Origin of the sequence: Streptococcus sp. SN-1 (assembly GCF_041154385.1) — a bacterium.
In the GTDB taxonomy this organism is placed as follows: Bacteria; Bacillota; Bacilli; order Lactobacillales; family Streptococcaceae; genus Streptococcus; species Streptococcus mitis_CT.
Genome location: NZ_AP028929.1, coordinates 1793465 through 1810625, shown reverse-complemented (window position 1 = coordinate 1810625; position 17161 = coordinate 1793465). Strand labels below are relative to the sequence as shown.

Here is a 17161-nt window from a genome sequence, read left to right as displayed (position 1 = left end):
CATGGCACTTATTTACTCTCTTCATTCTGAAATATTGAAATTACTTTATAATAGAGCTACTCATGTTGTACTATTCTTGATACTGGTATTTCAAACGTTTTTAGCAAATATTGGTGCTTCTCAAATTGTTTCAGTTGGTATCCATGCTACACCAGAGACAAATCCAGATTTAGCAGAGGCCTTACCTCCTATTGAATTTTTAGGTTTTGATGTCACTTTATTTGGTGTTTTTATTATGATTATCCTAGGCTCAATTTACGGAGCCGAGGAATACAAAGGCTTGGCTATTCGTACAAGCCTCCTCTCTGTTACAAATCGAAGTACTTTCCTAGTTTCAAAAACATTAGTTTGGCTTATATTTTCTTTTATCATTTCCTTTCTATCAATATTCTTGACAATTAACATGACACATTATGTTTTAGGACAAGATGGCTTATTGCTTTTTTTACTAAATGGAACAGTTTGGTTCTATATATTTTTAGCCAGTATAGCTTGGACTTTGTTGGGACTGCTGGCCTATATTATGGCTTTGACATTTAAAACAGCCATTGTTCCTCTATTATTTTTGCTTCCTCAAGTCTACAATTTAGGAACATTCTTAGCAAACTATATATCGGTTGCAAAATTTCTTCCAGTTGCATTGGGGCAAGGATTGATTGCTACATCTCCTCAAATTTTAGAATATAATAGTTTACAAAATATTTTACTTTTACTTTGTTGGAACTTCTCATTCTTGGCTTTAGCAATCTACCGCTTACTTAAGTCAGATATTGGAGGAGGTGAATAAGTTGAAAGAGCAACTTAAAAGTGAGTATCTCAAGTTTATTATGAATCCGTGGCACTGGTTGATTATAGGTGCTCTATTACTGTGTGTTCCAGCGTTAGTTATTTTTTTAAATAATAAGCCAGACCAGTTGACCCTACAGTTTGTTTTGGAACAGCTACTGCAAAGTCTCTATTTAGGACAGGCGGGTTTCATTAGTCTAGCTGTTCTATTTATAGGTCAAGAATTTACAGGTTCTAGCCTTCGTACCAGTTTTCTTACATGTCCAAATCGTTTGATATTTATAATCTGTAAACTAGCTATTGTATTATGTATGGAAATTGTATTATTGGTTGCTGTAATATCATTATGCATACTAATCGCGCAAGGATACTACAATATCAATCTTTTGAGTAATATTAAACATGTTCTAACAATTCTATTTCCAGCTTGTATTTCTATTCTAACCTTCTCTCTTTTAAGTGGTATTTTTGTATTTATTTCCCAGTCTTTTATCTTAATTTTGGGAATAAGTTTATCCCTTTTATTGGGGTTGGGACAAATGTTATTACAATTCAGTTCTTTTTTTAGAAATTTACCATTACTGGCTAGTATGAATTGTTTTTATACCTATCCATTGTCTCTTTATTATCCAGTGTGGCAAGGCTTAGGGATACAAATAGTTTGGTTATTAATTGTTTTTCTATTTGCTACATTGATACTTATAGGAAAAAATGTACGCTAAAGACAGGGGATATCCTGTCTTTTTCTCAGTTAGTGCTATAATATATTCAGGAGGGTGAGTTATGGCTTATAAAATTTTGGTTGTAGATGATGATCTTGCTATTCTTCGCCTAATAAAAAAAGTACTAGAATATGAAAAATATGAAGTAGTCATACGAAATAAGATAGAAGAGATTGATCTTTGTGATTTTACAGGCTTTGACTTGATTCTATTAGATATTATGATGCCTGTTAGTGGTTTAGAAATCTGTCAGATGATTCGCGAGCAGATAACTGTTCCTATCTGTTTTATAACTGCCAAGGATATGGATGAAGACTTAGTAGCTGGAATCAATGCAGGTGCTGATGATTATATTATGAAGCCCTTTAGTATGCAAGAACTTTTAGCACGTGTTAAAATGCACTTGCGTCGTGAAGAACGGACTAAAGGAAATGTTCATCAAATAAAGATTGGGAAGCTTATACTATATACGGATAGTAAGGAACTATTTGTAAACGATGATAAGATTGCCTTGACAAGGAGGGAATTTGATATAGTGAATCTTTTAGCAAGCACCCCAAGTAGAATATACTCTATAGAGGAAATTTATAATTATCTATATCCACAAAGTTCCGAAGCTCTTTTACGTTCGGTTTCAGAGTATATTTATCAAATTCGTCAAAAGCTGAAACCTTATCAATTAAATCCAATTAAAACCTTGTATGGTGGAGGATATCAATGGGTAGAATCAAAAGTTTTAGACAATTAATTCGAGAAACCTGTTGGAGAATTATTTGGCAGTTTAGTCTTGGCTTACTAATGGCCTATCTTATTCCCTTAGCTTCAGTATCTATACAAATAAATGAAGATGGGAAACCTTTAAACAATAGTGGTGTTCTATCAATCTTTTTTAATGTGTCATCATGGATATATATTTGTGTTTTATTGATTATTCTAATAAGTTATCACATTGGAAAATTGTTGAAAAAACTGAGTTATGAAATGACTTTGATTTATGAAAATAGTATGTGGTTGGAGAAGGAATGTACAGAAAGTTTAACGGTTAAAGAATTTCGCGAGACAGGAAATCGGATTATTGTGATGCAAGATAGAATTCGACAATTAATAGTTGATGAGAAACAGCAGAAGGAAGATTTAATGTTTCAGGTTTCAGCAGCTTCTCATGATTTAAAAACTCCCTTAACCATTATTAGGGGAAATGTGGAATTTTTGCAGACGATAACTGAAAACGACCAATCTCAAGAATGCTTAGCAGATATAGAAAGAGCTAGTCAACAGTTACTAGATTATTTCAATCAATTGATTCACTATTCTAAAACCTATTATGATGATGAGACAGGTTGGACGGAGTATTCCTCTTCAGATTTTATCAATGAATTAGAGAAAGAAGTCTCTTTTTTGATAAAAAATCAGATGAAGTTTTCTTTTGAACAAAATGTGAAAGGAACTGAAAACTATTATATAAATCCATCTCTTCTGATTCGTGCCATACAAAATATTTTAACAAATGCTTTGGAATACGCCGATAAACAGAATCCTAAAATTAACATTAGGGTAGAGCAAGAGGAGAAAGAATTGAAAATAGGCATATGGAATAATGGCTCGGAATTTCCAGATGAAGTTTTAAATAATTTTGGAAAGCTCTTTTATCGTATGGATAAAGCTAGATCGGTTAAAGAGCAACATTATGGTATTGGACTTAGTTTTGTATGTAGAGTTGCAAAACTACACAAAGGCCGAGTTGAGCTTAGAAATAGAGACGCGGGAGCAGAAGTTTTAATAACTGTGAATTGTATTAAATCATAGTGATTTACTTGTTAATTTATGATTGAATAGTTTTTTATATGTGAGCTTTTAAACTATTTAACGTTTTCGATTAGTATAAGATGTAACGGTAGATAATAAAAACGAATGATGATATCTAGTTGATGAAAACTATTTATCATTCATTCGTTTTTTTAATTATTGGATAATTTACGTAGCCTTATCTCGAACGTTGTTTTCCAGCGTTGCGATTTTTATGTTTTTTCTTGCTTGTGATAGCAGTTGGTTGTCCAGGGGTAACGTCTTTTCGTCCACTTGGTGTAGAGAAAGTACTTGCTTTTGGTGGGTTCTTTGCCAGTTCTTCACGGACTTTTTTGCGAAGTTTTGGACGAACGATATAGTTGACGATAAACTGTTGGAGAATCATCATGAAACCACCGACAACCCAGTAAAGTGTGACACTGGCTGGTGAAATGAGGGAGAAGACAACAATCGTGATTGGGCTCACGTAAGCCATTTTCTTGATTTGTTCTCTTTGCGTTTCGTCTTCTACTCCGTGAAGTGAAAGGAGCGATTGAAGATAGTAAAGGACACCTGCGCAGGCAACCAAAATCATACTTGGAGAACCTAGAGGAATGCCTAGGTAGCTTGCTTGAGCAACCCCTTCAGTATGTTGGGCAGCAAAGTAGATAGCTGAGAAGAAAGGCATTTGAAGGAGAATAGGGAAACATCCTACACCACCAAACATGCTGATGCCGTGCTCTTTTTGAGCGGCAAAGAGAGCTTGTTGGGCTTCGAGTTTTTCTTCTTGAGTAGTTGCTTCTTTGAGACGCGTTTGGTGTGGCTCAAGGACGTGCTTGAGGGCGTTCATCTTTTCAGAGTGCAGAGTTGCTTTCCATGATTGGTAGATACCAAGTGGCAAGATAATCAAGCGCACGATAATAGTTACGATGATGATAGCAACCCCAAAACCAAGTCCCTTGTCATTGGCGAAGTACTTAATGGCTTCAGCCATAGGCGCTCCGATAGTATTCCAAACCAATCCTGTTGGCTGGCCTGTGGTTTTATCGACATTGACACAGCCAGTTAAGACTAGCAACATAGCCACTCCCATAGCTGAGAGGGCAAAACGTTTAATAGCTTTCAATTTGTTCATTCCTTCTTTTAAAAATAATACCTTTCTATTCTACTGTTTTTTTACAAAATATACAATAGTTCTAGAGACCTAATTTGCGATTTTAAAGTCAGGGTAGGGAGGAAAGTTGCTTAGTTTGACATCTAAGTAGCTGATTTTTGAAAAAGGTGTTGGTCCTTTGCGGATTTCTTGGATAAATTTTGCCATGGTAGCAGATGAGTTTGCTTGGGCTAAAATTTCCACTGTGCCATCGTCGTTATTCCATACTCGACCTGTGATGCCACCAATTTCAAGTGCTAAGCTGTAAACACCCCAACGAAAGCCGACTCCTTGCACCCTACCTTGGGCAATCATTCTAACCTTTTGCATACCAAACCCCTTTGATTGTGTTATAATATTTCTATGACTATTATAACCTCAAAAGCCAATTCTGTGGTAAAAAATGCCAAGAAATTACACCAAAAAAAATACCGCAAGTCTGCCTATTTGATTGAAGGCTGGCACTTGTTTGAAGAAGCTGTTCAAGCTGGGGTGACGATTGAGAAGATTTTTGCCCTAGAAAGTTACCGAGATCAGTTAGCTGCTTTTCCGCAAACTGTCTGGGTGTCAGAGGATATTTTGCTGGATTTGGCAGATTCTCAGACTCCACAGGGAATTGTTGCGGTGGTTCAAAAAGAAGAAGTAGAACAAACTGACTTTAGTCAGGGCAAGTTCTTGTTTTTGGAAGATGTGCAAGATCCTGGTAATGTGGGAACGATCATTCGAACTGCGGATGCAGCAGGTTTTACTGGAGTGATTGTTTCAGATAAATCGGCAGATACCTACAGTCTCAAGACTTTACGTTCCATGCAAGGCAGTCATTTTCATCTGCCTATTTACCGGATGTCTAATCAAGTGCTTCTCGAGAAAGCTAAAAAGGCAGGTATACATGTGCTGGCGACAACCCTATCTAAAGATTCTGTTGATTACAGAGAACTGCCTCCTATAGAAAATTTTGTACTAGTCATGGGAAATGAGGGTCAAGGAATTAGTTCCCTCATGGCTGAAAGTGCAGATCAATTGGTCCATATTAGCATGAAGGGGCAGGCCGAGAGTCTCAATGTTGCCGTTGCGGCCGGTATTTTAATTTTCCATTTAAGCTAATTTTAACTTTCTTTGTTATAATCAAGGAAAGATGTTCATAGAAAAGGAGAAAAGATGAATCACACTATTATTCACGACCGCGCAGGTCTCAATCAATTTTACGCTAAAGTCTATGCCTTTGTTGGTCTGGGGATCGGATTATCCGCTTTAGTATCAGGTCTTATGTTGACGGTCTTTCAATCTCAGTTGGTTTACTTTTTGATGCAGGGACGCCTCTGGTTGACCATTGCAACCTTAGCAGAGCTAGCTCTGGTCTTCGTTGCTAGTAACATGGCCTTAAAGAATAGTCCAGCGGCTCTTCCAGTATTTTTACTTTACTCAGTATTAAACGGCTTTACCCTTAGTTTTGTGGTGGCCTTCTATACTCCGGGTACAGTTTTGTCTGCCTTTGTATCAAGCGCCCTTCTCTTCTTTGTCATGGCGGCAGTCGGTATGTTCACTAAGAAAGATTTGAGTGGCCTTGGTCGGGCTATGATGGCTGCTCTTATTGGTCTGCTGATTGCTATGGTAGTCAATATTTTCTTGGCTAGTGGTTTCTTTGATTATATGATTAGCGTAGCCATGGTCTTGGTCTTCTCTGGGCTGATTGCTTGGGACAACCAAAGGATTCGCTATGCCTATGAGCAATCACAAGGTCGTGTAGCGACAGGTTGGGTTGTGTCAATGGCTCTCAGTATCTATCTTGATTTTATCAATCTTTTCCTAAGTATTCTACGTATCTTTGGTCGCAATGACTAGAAGGTCCCTAACATCAGTGTTCGAAGGAGCACTGATTTTTTTATATTTGCTCTTTCCTTTTCTTGGAAATAGGTGTATAATGCTTTTAATTAATTTTTTGAGGAGTAGTTTATGAAGAAAAGTTTTATCCACCAACAAGAAGAAATTTCCTTTGTCAAAAACACTTTTACTCAGTATTTGAAAGACAAGCTAGAAGTTGTCGAAGTTCAAGGTCCTATCTTGAGTAGGGTCGGTGACGGGATGCAGGACAACTTATCAGGTGTTGAGAATGCCGTATCGGTCAAGGTTCTCCAAATCCCTGATGCTACTTATGAAGTGGTGCATTCACTTGCTAAATGGAAACGCCATACTCTAGCTCGCTTTGGTTTCGGTGAGGGTGAAGGTCTTTTCGTCCACATGAAAGCCCTTCGTCCAGACGAAGACTCGCTGGATGCAACCCACTCTGTTTATGTTGACCAGTGGGACTGGGAGAAGGTTATCCCAAATGGTAAGCGTAACATCGCTTATCTAAAAGAAACAGTTGAGAAGATTTACAAGGCCATTCGCCTTACTGAGCTAGCTGTTGAAGCCCGCTATGACATCGAGTCAATCTTGCCAAAACAAATCACTTTTATCCACACAGAAGAGTTGGTAGAACGCTACCCAGACTTGACACCAAAAGAGCGTGAAAATGCTATTTGTAAAGAATTTGGAGCAGTCTTCTTGATCGGTATCGGTGGTGAATTACCAGACGGTAAACCGCACGATGGGCGTGCACCAGACTATGATGACTGGACAAGCGAATCTGAAAATGGCTACAAGGGTCTGAATGGCGATATTCTTGTCTGGAATGAGTCTCTAGGTGGAGCCTTTGAGTTGTCTTCTATGGGGATTCGTGTAGATGAAGAAACCCTTCGCCGTCAAGTAGAAATTACCGGTGATGAGGACCGCTTGGAATTGGAATGGCACAAGGCTTTGTTGAATGGCCTATTCCCGTTGACAATCGGTGGAGGAATTGGACAATCTCGTATGGCCATGTTCCTACTTCGCAAGAAACACATCGGAGAAGTGCAAACAAGTGTTTGGCCTCAGGAAGTCCGCGATACTTACGAAAATATTTTGTAGAGAATCGAACCGCAAGGTTCGGTTTTCTTTCTCTTTTCGCCTATAATTTGGTATAATAAACGGTATGAAAATCGTATCAGGAATCTATGGGGGACGCCCCCTCAAGACACTAGAAGGCAAGACGACAAGGCCCACTTCGGATAAGGTTAGGGGAGCCATTTTTAACATGATTGGTCCCTACTTTGAAGGTGGACGAGTCTTGGACCTTTATGCAGGTAGTGGTGGTTTATCTATCGAAGCAGTATCGCGTGGCATGTCTAGCGCTGTTTTGGTGGAGAGAGACCGTAAGGCTCAGACCATCGTGGCTGAAAATATTCGGATGACCAAGGAAGTTGGAAAATTTCAACTCCTCAAGATGGATGCAGAACGGGCATTGGAACAGGTATCTGGGGAATTCGACCTCATTTTCTTAGACCCTCCTTATGCCAAGGAACAAATCGTAGCAGATATTGAAAAAATGGCTGAGAGAGAGCTATTTTCTGAAGATATTATGGTCGTGTGTGAGACGGATAAGGCCGTTGAACTTCCAGAAGAAATTGCCTGCCTGGGTATCTGGAAGGAAAAAATTTATGGAATTAGTAAGGTGACAGTCTATGTCAGATAAGATTGGCTTATTCACAGGCTCATTTGATCCGATGACAAATGGGCATCTGGATATCATTGAGCGAGCTAGCAAACTCTTTGACAAGCTCTATGTCGGTATTTTTTTTAACCCCCACAAACAAGGATTTCTTCCTATCGAAAATCGTAAAAGGGGGCTAGAAAAGGCTTTGAAACATTTGGGAAATGTTGAAGTCGTGTCTTCTCATGATGAATTGGTGGTTGATGTTGCAAAAAGACTGGGGGCTACTTTCCTAGTGCGAGGCTTGAGAAATGCGTTGGATTTGCAATATGAAGCCAGTTTTGATTACTACAATCATCAGCTGTCTCCTGATATAGAGACCATTTATTTACATAGCAGACCTGAACATCTCTATCTCAGTTCATCCGGTGTTAGGGAGTTATTGAAGTTTGGTCAGGATATTGCCTGCTATGTTCCCGAGAGTATTTTGGAGGAAATAAGAAATGAAAAAAAAGATTAGATGGCCCTTATATGTCATTGCGGCCTTGATTGTGACTTTCTTGGCGTTTGTAGTGCCCTTGCCTTATTATATAGAGGTTCCAGGTGGTTCGGAAGATATTCGCCAAGTCCTTAAAGTAAATGACACAGAAGATAAGGAAGCTGGTGCCTATCAATTCGTTACGGTTGGTGTCCAGCACGCTACTTTAGCCCATATGATTTATGCTTGGTTGACGCCTTTTACAGATATTCGTAGTGCTCAGGAGACTACAGGTGGCTCTTCCGATGTTGAATTTATGCGAATTAATCAATTCTACATGCAGACATCGCAAAATATGGCCAAGTATCAAGGGCTAAAAACAGCTGGTAAGGATATTGAACTAAAATATCTTGGGGTTTATGTTTTGACTGTGACAGATAATTCGACCTTTAAAGGGATTCTCAACATCTCTGATACGGTCACAGCAGTCAATGATCAGACCTTTGATAGTTCCAAAGACTTGATTGATTACGTCAATTCTCAAAAACTAGGGGATTCTGTCAAGGTAACTTATGAAGAGGATGGGCAAACCAAGTCTGCGGAAGGAAAGATTATCACCTTGGAAAATGGCAAAAATGGGATTGGAATCGGCTTGATTGACCGTACAGAAGTAACAAGTGATGTCCCAATTCGCTTTTCGACGGCTGGTATTGGCGGTCCAAGTGCAGGACTCATGTTTAGTCTGGCTATCTATACCCAAATAGCTGACCCTGGCCTTCGTAATGGCCGTATCGTTGCCGGTACAGGAACCATTGACCGCGATGGGAATGTGGGGGACATTGGAGGTATTGATAAGAAAGTCGTAGCTTCGGCTAGAGAAGGTGCCGCGATTTTCTTTGCCCCAGATAATCCTGTTAGCGAAGAAGAACAAAAAGCGCATCCGGATGCGAAAAACAACTACCAAACAGCCCTAGAAGCAGCCAAAACAATCAAGACAGATATGAAAATCGTGCCAGTTAAAACCCTACAAGATGCAATTGATTACTTGAAAAACAATCCCTAATTTTTAAGTGAAGTTTCCAAACTAGCGCACAAACAGAGAAGATGGTATAATAGTCAAATGGTTCAATTATTATTCACTCTAAGCAGTCACATGCTCTTTATTTATGTGAGTTTTTACCTTTTAAAGGATCTTGTTAGATGGGAAAAGGTTTTAAAAGTGACAGCTGAGAATACAAGAAAAGTCCGTTTATTGATTGCTCTTTTCAGCATTGTAATGGGCTATATCATGAGTTCTTTCTTTATCAGCCTGTATCAACTGTGGCAAGAAGCGCTTAGAGGATTATTATAATTTGCGTGTTTAAGAAATTACTTTCAAGATATTATTAAACTTATAGGGAGAAATAGAATTCATGGATATTATAATCTTATTATTGATAACGCTATCAATTTATTTGTTACCTCAAAATAAGGAATATCTAAATGTTAAATCTACATCAGGGCTTAGAGGATTTCTAGCTATAGGAATAATATTTCATCATTTGTCACAATGGGTTACATCTGGTGATGAGTTTTCTAATTTTTCCTATATGGGAACTTATATCGTTTCTATTTTCTTCTTTTTATCAGCCTATGGATTGTATTTTCAGAACGAAAATAAGAAAAACTATCTAGATAATTTTTTAGTTAAGAGACTTTCTAAAATTCTAGTTCCATTTTTTTCTATATCTTTGATTTATATGTTTTATAGATTTTTAAACGGTCAATTAATGGATTTAGATTTTTTTGCTAATTTATTTAAAAAAGGAAGTACAATTATTTATAATGGATGGTTTGTCGATATTATAATTCTAATGTATATATTTTTTTATGTATCATTTAAGTTCTTCAAAATAAGTTTATTTCTATTGTTATCAATACAGTATTCATAATTGGTTATATTTGTTTAGCTATAAAATTAGGTTACGGTTTTTGGTGGTATAATAGTGTTTTTCCCTTCATCATTGGCTTAATATGGGCTAAAAATAAAAAGAAAATTGATGGAGTTTTAGATAGACATTATTTTATCATACTTGTTTTAGTAACAGTGTTACTCTTTATTTCACATCAATACGACATTTTGTTGAGGTATGTGCATTTAGAAGATAGTTATAGTTACGCGTTAGCCGCTAATTTAGATAATATTATTTTTACAATCTACTTTATTATTGTTTTTTTGAAAAAAATAAATTTTTCAAATATATATTTGATTTTAATAGGTAGTATATCATTTGAATTATATATGATACATGGATTAGTTATTTCTATGCTAGGAAAAATATTTGTGTCATCCAGAGTAAATGATGTGATATTTACATTTTTTGTGCTGATCCTTAGTCTAATTTTAGCTTGGATTATTAATAAATTAGTTAATAGAATTACAAAGAAAGTAAGTCTATTACAAAATCAAGAGTAAAGGAAATAAGTATGGAAAAAATTGTGGTTCAAGGTGGCGATAATCGTCTGGTAGGAAGTGTTACGATTGAAGGAGCAAAGAATGCAGTCTTGCCCTTGTTGGCGGCGACTATTCTAGCAAGTGAAGGAAAGACTGTCTTGCAGAATGTTCCTATCTTGTCAGATGTTTTCACTATGAATCAGGTGGTTCGTGGTTTAAATGCCAAGGTGGATTTTAATGAAGAAGCTCATCTTGTCGAGGTGGATGCGACTGGCGATATCACAGAGGAGGCTCCCTACAAGTATGTTAGCAAGATGCGTGCATCTATCGTTGTCTTGGGACCAATTCTTGCTCGTGTAGGTCATGCTAAAGTATCCATGCCAGGTGGTTGTACGATTGGCAGCCGCCCTATTGATCTTCATTTGAAAGGTCTAGAAGCTATGGGGGCTAAGATTAGTCAGACAGCTGGTTATATCGAAGCCAAGGCTGATCGCTTACATGGAGCTCATATCTATATGGACTTTCCAAGTGTTGGTGCTACTCAGAACTTGATGATGGCAGCGACGCTGGCTGATGGGGTGACAGTGATTGAAAATGCTGCGCGTGAGCCTGAGATTGTGGACCTAGCCATTCTCCTCAATGAAATGGGAGCCAAGGTCAAAGGTGCTGGTACAGAGACCATTACCATTACCGGTGTTGAGAAACTTCACGGTACGACTCACAATGTAGTCCAAGACCGTATCGAAGCAGGAACCTTTATGGTAGCTGCTGCCATGACTGGTGGTGATGTCTTGATTAAAGACGCTGTCTGGGAGCATAACCGTCCCTTGATTGCCAAATTGCTTGAAATGGGAGTGGAAGTGACAGAGGAGACTGAAGGAATTCGCGTTCGCTCTCAACTAGAAAATCTAAAAGCTGTTCATGTGAAAACTTTGCCACACCCAGGTTTTCCAACGGATATGCAGGCCCAATTTACAGCCTTGATGACTGTCGCAAAAGGGGAATCAACTATGGTGGAGACAGTTTTTGAAAATCGTTTCCAACACCTAGAAGAAATGAGACGTATGGGATTGCATTCTGAGATTATCCGTGATACAGCTCGTATTGTTGGTGGACAAGCTTTGCAGGGTGCAGAAGTTCTTTCTACTGACCTTCGTGCCAGCGCAGCCTTGATTTTGACAGGTTTGGTAGCGCAGGGAGAAACAGTGGTCGGTAAATTGGTTCACTTGGATAGAGGTTATTACCGATTCCATGAGAAGTTGGCGCAGCTAGGTGCTAAGATTCAGCGGATTGAGGCAAGCGATGAAGATGAGTAAGAAATCAAGCTATGTAATCAAGCGTTTACTTTTAGTCATTTTGGTATTGTTTTTAGGTGCTCTAGCCCTAGGAATCGGCTTAATGGTCGGCTATGGAATCTTGGGCAAGGGTCAAGATCCATGGGCTATCTTGTCTCCAGCAAAATGGCAGGAATTGATTCATAAATTTACAGGAAATTAGGCTGGAGAACCAGCCTTTTTCTAGAGATAAGGAGAAATATGAATAAAAAAACAAGACAGACACTGATCGGACTGCTAGTGTTATTACTCTTATCTGCGGGAAGCTACTATATCAAGCAGATGCAGTCGACAGCTAATAGTCCCAAAACCAAGCTTAGTCAGAAAAAACAAGCGTCTGAAGCTCCTAGTCAAGAATTGGCAGAAAGTGTCTTAACAGATGCAGTCAAAAGCCAAATAAAAGGGAGCCTGGAGTGGAATGGATCAGGTGCTTTTATCGTCAATGGTAATAAAACAAATCTAGATGCCAAGGTTTCAAGTAAGCCCTACGCTGATAATAAAACAAAGACAGTGGGCAAGGAAACGGTACCAACCGTAGCTAATGCACTCTTGTCTAAGGCTACTCGCCAGTACAAGAATCGGGAAGAAACTGGGAATGGTTCGACTTCTTGGACTCCACCAGGTTGGCATCAGGTCAAGAATCTAAAGGGTACTTATACCCATGCGGTTGATAGAGGTCATTTGTTAGGCTATGCCTTAATTGGTGGCTTGGATGGTTTTGATGCCTCAACAAGTAATCCTAAAAATATTGCTGTCCAGACAGCCTGGGCCAATCAGGCACAGGCCGAGGATTCGACTGGTCAAAACTACTATGAAAGCATGGTGCGTAAAGCCTTGGACCAAAACAAGCGTGTTCGTTACCGTGTAACCCTTTACTACGCTTCGAACGAGGATTTAGTTCCTTCAGCTTCACAGATTGAAGCCAAGTCTTCAGACGGAGAATTGGAATTTAATGTTCTAGTTCCCAATGTTCAAAAGGGACTTCAACTGGATTACCGAACTGGAGAAGTAACTGTAACTCAGTAAAAGATAAGATAAACTCCTATGTCACTTGTGGATATAGGAGTTCTTTCTTACTAGTTTAAGCAGGGCTAGAATAGGTACTAAGAAAAAAATAATATGTACTGAACTAGATTTTGTGATATAATAAGTGACAAGATACTATTTTAGGAGAAGAACTATGGAAGACCCAAGTAGTCAGAATTTGTTGCTACAATTTGTTTTATTGTTTATCTTGACGGTGTTAAATGCCTTTTTCTCAGCCACAGAAATGGCCATGGTTTCACTTAACCGTGCGCGGGTTGAACAAAAGGCAGAAGAAGGAGATAGACGCTATATCCGTCTGCTGAAGGTACTAGAAAATCCTAATCACTTTTTATCAACTATTCAAGTAGGGATTACCCTGATTACGATCTTATCAGGGGCGAGTTTGGCAGAAACTCTGGGACGAGAAATTGCATCTTGGCTTGGAAATGGCGAAACAGCTTATGCCGTTGCAAGTTTTCTATCTTTAGCATTTTTGACTTATATTTCCATCGTTTTTGGGGAATTGTATCCTAAGAGAATTGCTCTTAATCTAAAGGATGCCTTGGCGATTCGTACAGCGCCAGTTATTATCGGGCTGGGGAAATTAGTTAGTCCCTTTGTTTGGCTCTTATCTGCATCTACCAATCTATTGAGTCGCTTGACTCCTATGACCTTTGACGATGCTGATGAAAAAATGACACGTGATGAAATTGAGTATATGCTGACAAATAGTGAAGAAACACTAGATGCTGACGAAATTGAGATGTTGCAGGGGATTTTTTCACTGGACGAACTGATGGCCAGAGAAGTCATGGTTCCTCGAACGGATGCCTTTATGGTCGATATTCAGGATGATAGTCAAGCCATTATTCAAAGTATTTTAAAACAAAACTTCTCCCGTATACCAGTTTATGATGGGGATAAGGACAATGTGATTGGGATTATTCACACCAAGAGTCTCCTTAATGCAGCATTTGTAGATGGTTTTGACAATATTGTTTGGAAGAGAATCTTACAAGATCCACTCTTTGTTCCTGAAACCATTTTTGTAGATGACTTACTAAAAGAATTGCGCAATACCCAAAGACAAATGGCAATCTTGCTGGATGAATACGGTGGTATGGCTGGTTTGGTGACTCTGGAAGACCTCTTAGAGGAAATTGTTGGGGAAATCGATGACGAAACGGATAAGGCTGAAATCGAAGTTCATCAAATTGGAGAAGATACCTATATCGTTCAAGGTACCATGAATCTCAATGATTTTAATGACTACTTTGATGTTGAACTGGAAAGTGATGACGTTGATACTATCGCTGGTTATTATTTGACAGGAGTTGGGACCATTCCAACGACTGAGAAACTCAGCTATGAATTAGTTAGCCAAAACAAACAGCTTATCTTAACCAATGATAAAGTGAAAAATGGACGTGTTACCAAGGTAAAAGTCCAAATCACAGAAGTCGAAATAGAAGAAGAAACAGAGTAAATTAGAGGCTTTTGTCATCATGAGTGACAAAGCTTTTTTCAGTTGTTTTAAAAGGGAATAGTATCCTCGAAAAACTCAGCCCCCAAATCCGCCCCAAAAGTTTTTTAAGGTTATACGTATTTATTCGAGGAAAAAGAAAAAAGCCCTTTAAATTGGGCTTTCTATTTAAATGAAACCTGATAAATCAAGTTATAGAAGGCGGTAGACGGATTTGAACCGACGATCAAGCTTTTGCAGAGCCGTGCCTTACCACTTGGCTATACCGCCTTAACGTTTATTATTATACCTTGAAAATGATTTTCAGTCAATAGCTTTTTCAGATTTTTTGTATCAATAAGCCTAAATATTCTGAAAATTCGTTTACTTTTCTTGAAATCTATGATATAATTGATGATAACCTATACTTTATTTATAAGAGGAGTAAATAAATGAAAAAAAGTCAAGTGCTTGCTGTAGCGGGAGCTACCTTATTAGCGTCAGGAGTTCTAGCTGCGTGTTCAAACACTAGTTCAAATAATGCTAAACTAGCAAAAGATTACCAATATGTTTATCAAACAGATCCAGAAACCTTGGATTATATCGTCAGCAATATCGATTCAACATCTTTCGTCACAACAAATGCTGTAGATGGTTTGTTGGCTAACGATAAATATGGTAATCTGGTTCCTTCTATTGCTGAATCATGGACAGTTTCAAAAGATGGTTTGACTTATACCTATAAAATCCGTAAGGATGCTAAATGGGTAACTGCAGAGGGAGAAGAGTACGCTCCTGTCACTGCTAAAGACTTCGTTACTGGTTTGAAACATGCTGTAGATGGAAAATCAAAAGGACTTTCAATCGTTAGCTCTTCTATTAAAGGATTAGAAGCCTATATCAAGGGTGAAACAAGCGATTTTTCAACCGTTGGAGTAAAAGCGCTTGATGATCAAACATTAGAATATACCTTGAACCAGCCAGAAACTTTCTGGAATGACAAGACAACTAGTGGTGTTTTGATGCCGGTTAATGAAGAATTCTTAACTTCAAAAGGGGAAGGTTTTGGTGCCCCAACCGATGCTAACTCTATTCTTTATAACGGTCCATTTGTCTTGAAGGCTGTAACTCCTAAATCATCTATCGAGATGGCTAAAAATGACGCTTATTGGGACAAAGAAAATGTAAAAATTGAGAACGTTAAGTTCACTTTCTGGGATGGTAAGGACCAAGATGTGATTGCTAAAGGTTTTGCTGATGGTCAATATAGCAAGGCTCGTATCTTCCCTACAAGTTCTACATATGAAAAATATGCAGCTGACTTTAAAGATAACATTTACTTTAATGAACCAGGTGCGGGTGTTGCAACTGTCAGCTTGAACTATGGCCGTACAACCTATAACCACACTGCCAAAACAAGTGATGCCCAAAAGACATCTACTCAGAAAGCATTGCTAAATAAGGAATTCCGTCAAGCCTTGAACTTTGCAGTGGACCGTGCTTCTTATTCAGCTCAAACAAATGGTACTGATGGAGCTGCAGTAGCTATCCGTAATACGTTTGCACCATATAATCTTCAAGTTGGTAAGAAAACATTTGGTGAATTGGTACAAGATAGCTTGGCTAAGACAAATTCTTCTACTTGGTCAAACGTGTCTCTAGCAGATTCTCAAAATGGACTTTACAATGAAGAAAAAGCTAAAGAAGTCTTTGCTAAAGCTAAATCAAGCTTGCAAGCTGAAGGTGTTGAATTCCCAATCCACTTGGATGCCTTGGTTATCCAAGAATCAACAGCGGTTGTAAACCGTGTTCAATCATTGAAACAATCAATTGAAAAAGTATTGGGTTCAGATAATGTTGTTGTAGACTTACAACAAATGACTCAAGCAGAAGCTTTACCAATTTCATTTAGCGCTCCAACAGCTAAAGAACAAGACTGGGATATCCATACCTTGCTAGGATGGAACCCTGACTATCAAGATCCTTCTACTTTCTTGGATCAATTCGTCATTAAGGGAGGAAGCACTCGCCTTTACCTTGGTATTGACCAAAACACAGATGCATCAGTAGTAAGCAAACTTGGTTTAGCTGACTATGGAAAATTACTTGATGACGCAAACAGCGAAAACCAAGATGTTCAAAAACGTTATGAAAAATATGCGGTGGCACAAGCTTGGTTGACTGACAATGCTTTGACAATTCCAGTAATGGCTTCTCCTAAAGAAACAGCCGTTTCATATGTTTCAAAAGTTCTACCATTTAGCTCTTCATATTCAGTGGCCGGCCTTAAAGGTGAAAATTCAGGATACTTGAAGTACACTGAAGTTGGTGAAAAAGCAATTACCAAAGAAGAGTATGAAAAAGCTCGTGAAAAATGGTTGAAAGAAAAGACTGAGTCAAACGAGAAAGCTCAAAAAGAATTGGCAAGTCATGTGAAGTAAATAATTTTCAATAGAACTTTCTCTCCATGAGG

General features: G+C 38.4%; 18 protein-coding genes, 1 tRNA gene and 1 pseudogene. 17 read left to right on the top strand and 3 right to left on the bottom strand.

Annotated features, from left to right (window positions below; translation table 11 throughout):
• The first annotated feature begins 1 nt into the window (after position 1).
• The 4 genes from ACAM22_RS08325 (at position 2) to ACAM22_RS08310 (ending at position 3314) form a co-directional block, all read left to right on the top strand.
• On the top strand, positions 2-787 hold the full coding sequence (locus tag ACAM22_RS08325; protein WP_020901991.1) for an ABC transporter permease: 786 nt from the start codon (positions 2-4) through the stop codon (positions 785-787).
• Position 788: 1 nt separating this feature from the next.
• The gene (locus ACAM22_RS08320; RefSeq protein WP_020901992.1) at positions 789-1508 is read left to right on the top strand and encodes an ABC transporter permease; all 720 of its coding nucleotides are present in this window, start codon (positions 789-791) and stop codon (positions 1506-1508) included.
• Between the two features lie 61 nt (positions 1509-1569).
• A complete protein-coding gene (locus ACAM22_RS08315) occupies positions 1570-2256 on the top strand; it encodes a response regulator transcription factor (RefSeq protein WP_020901993.1) in 687 nt (228 codons plus the stop codon).
• Positions 2226-3314 (top strand): sensor histidine kinase KdpD, encoded by a 1089-nt coding sequence (locus ACAM22_RS08310; protein WP_020901994.1) that lies wholly within the window; start codon positions 2226-2228, stop codon positions 3312-3314. The genes ACAM22_RS08315 and ACAM22_RS08310 overlap by 31 nt, the downstream gene beginning before the upstream one ends.
• Positions 3315-3492: 178 nt before the next feature.
• Here ACAM22_RS08310 and yidC read toward each other — a convergent pair whose 3' ends face one another.
• Positions 3493-4419 carry a membrane protein insertase YidC gene (gene yidC, locus ACAM22_RS08305; protein WP_369607023.1) on the bottom strand — a complete coding sequence of 309 codons (927 nt, stop codon included), beginning with the start codon at positions 4417-4419 and terminating at the stop codon, positions 3493-3495.
• A gap of 78 nt (positions 4420-4497) precedes the next feature.
• A complete protein-coding gene (locus ACAM22_RS08300) occupies positions 4498-4776 on the bottom strand; it encodes an acylphosphatase (RefSeq protein WP_033684743.1) in 279 nt (92 codons plus the stop codon).
• 33 nt (positions 4777-4809) lie between these two features.
• Between ACAM22_RS08300 and ACAM22_RS08295 the strand changes: the two genes are divergently transcribed.
• The 12 genes and pseudogenes from ACAM22_RS08295 (at position 4810) to ACAM22_RS08240 (ending at position 14712) form a co-directional block, all read left to right on the top strand.
• Positions 4810-5550 carry an RNA methyltransferase gene (locus ACAM22_RS08295; protein WP_261052384.1) on the top strand — a complete coding sequence of 247 codons (741 nt, stop codon included), beginning with the start codon at positions 4810-4812 and terminating at the stop codon, positions 5548-5550.
• 54 nt (positions 5551-5604) lie between these two features.
• Positions 5605-6288, top strand: coding sequence for a Bax inhibitor-1/YccA family protein (locus ACAM22_RS08290; RefSeq protein WP_261052387.1), 684 nt, complete (start codon positions 5605-5607; stop codon positions 6286-6288).
• Between the two features lie 111 nt (positions 6289-6399).
• Complete coding sequence (asnA, locus tag ACAM22_RS08285) at positions 6400-7392, top strand: aspartate--ammonia ligase (protein ID WP_000748005.1); 993 nt, start codon at positions 6400-6402, stop codon at positions 7390-7392.
• Between the two features lie 64 nt (positions 7393-7456).
• Positions 7457-7996 (top strand): 16S rRNA (guanine(966)-N(2))-methyltransferase RsmD, encoded by a 540-nt coding sequence (gene rsmD, locus ACAM22_RS08280; RefSeq protein ID WP_004248990.1) that lies wholly within the window; start codon positions 7457-7459, stop codon positions 7994-7996.
• Entirely contained in the window at positions 7986-8474 is a 489-nt protein-coding gene (gene coaD, locus ACAM22_RS08275) for a pantetheine-phosphate adenylyltransferase (protein WP_261052399.1), read from the top strand. Before rsmD ends, coaD begins: the two co-directional genes overlap by 11 nt.
• Complete coding sequence (locus ACAM22_RS08270; protein ID WP_000727281.1) at positions 8458-9495, top strand: SepM family pheromone-processing serine protease; 1038 nt, start codon at positions 8458-8460, stop codon at positions 9493-9495. The genes coaD and ACAM22_RS08270 overlap by 17 nt, the downstream gene beginning before the upstream one ends.
• A gap of 57 nt (positions 9496-9552) precedes the next feature.
• A complete protein-coding gene (locus tag ACAM22_RS08265; protein WP_063612229.1) occupies positions 9553-9783 on the top strand; it encodes a DUF1146 family protein in 231 nt (76 codons plus the stop codon).
• Positions 9784-9844: 61 nt separating this feature from the next.
• A pseudogene (locus ACAM22_RS08260) lies at positions 9845-10887 on the top strand (acyltransferase family protein).
• A gap of 11 nt (positions 10888-10898) precedes the next feature.
• Entirely contained in the window at positions 10899-12182 is a 1284-nt protein-coding gene (gene murA / locus ACAM22_RS08255) for a UDP-N-acetylglucosamine 1-carboxyvinyltransferase (RefSeq protein WP_000411904.1), read from the top strand.
• Positions 12175-12363: a DNA-directed RNA polymerase subunit beta gene (locus ACAM22_RS08250; protein ID WP_025171934.1), complete on the top strand. Its 189-nt coding sequence runs from the start codon at positions 12175-12177 to the stop codon at positions 12361-12363. Before murA ends, ACAM22_RS08250 begins: the two co-directional genes overlap by 8 nt.
• A gap of 38 nt (positions 12364-12401) precedes the next feature.
• Positions 12402-13226: a DNA-entry nuclease EndA gene (gene endA / locus ACAM22_RS08245; protein WP_153226562.1), complete on the top strand. Its 825-nt coding sequence runs from the start codon at positions 12402-12404 to the stop codon at positions 13224-13226.
• A 154-nt stretch (positions 13227-13380) separates the two neighbouring features.
• Entirely contained in the window at positions 13381-14712 is a 1332-nt protein-coding gene (locus ACAM22_RS08240; RefSeq protein WP_369606673.1) for a hemolysin family protein, read from the top strand.
• 196 nt (positions 14713-14908) lie between these two features.
• Here ACAM22_RS08240 and ACAM22_RS08235 read toward each other — a convergent pair.
• Positions 14909-14979, bottom strand: a tRNA-Cys gene (locus tag ACAM22_RS08235).
• A 161-nt stretch (positions 14980-15140) separates the two neighbouring features.
• On the opposite strand from ACAM22_RS08235, the gene ACAM22_RS08230 reads away from it, so the two are divergent.
• Entirely contained in the window at positions 15141-17129 is a 1989-nt protein-coding gene (locus ACAM22_RS08230; protein ID WP_369606672.1) for a peptide ABC transporter substrate-binding protein, read from the top strand.
• The last annotated feature ends 32 nt before the right edge of the window (positions 17130-17161 follow it).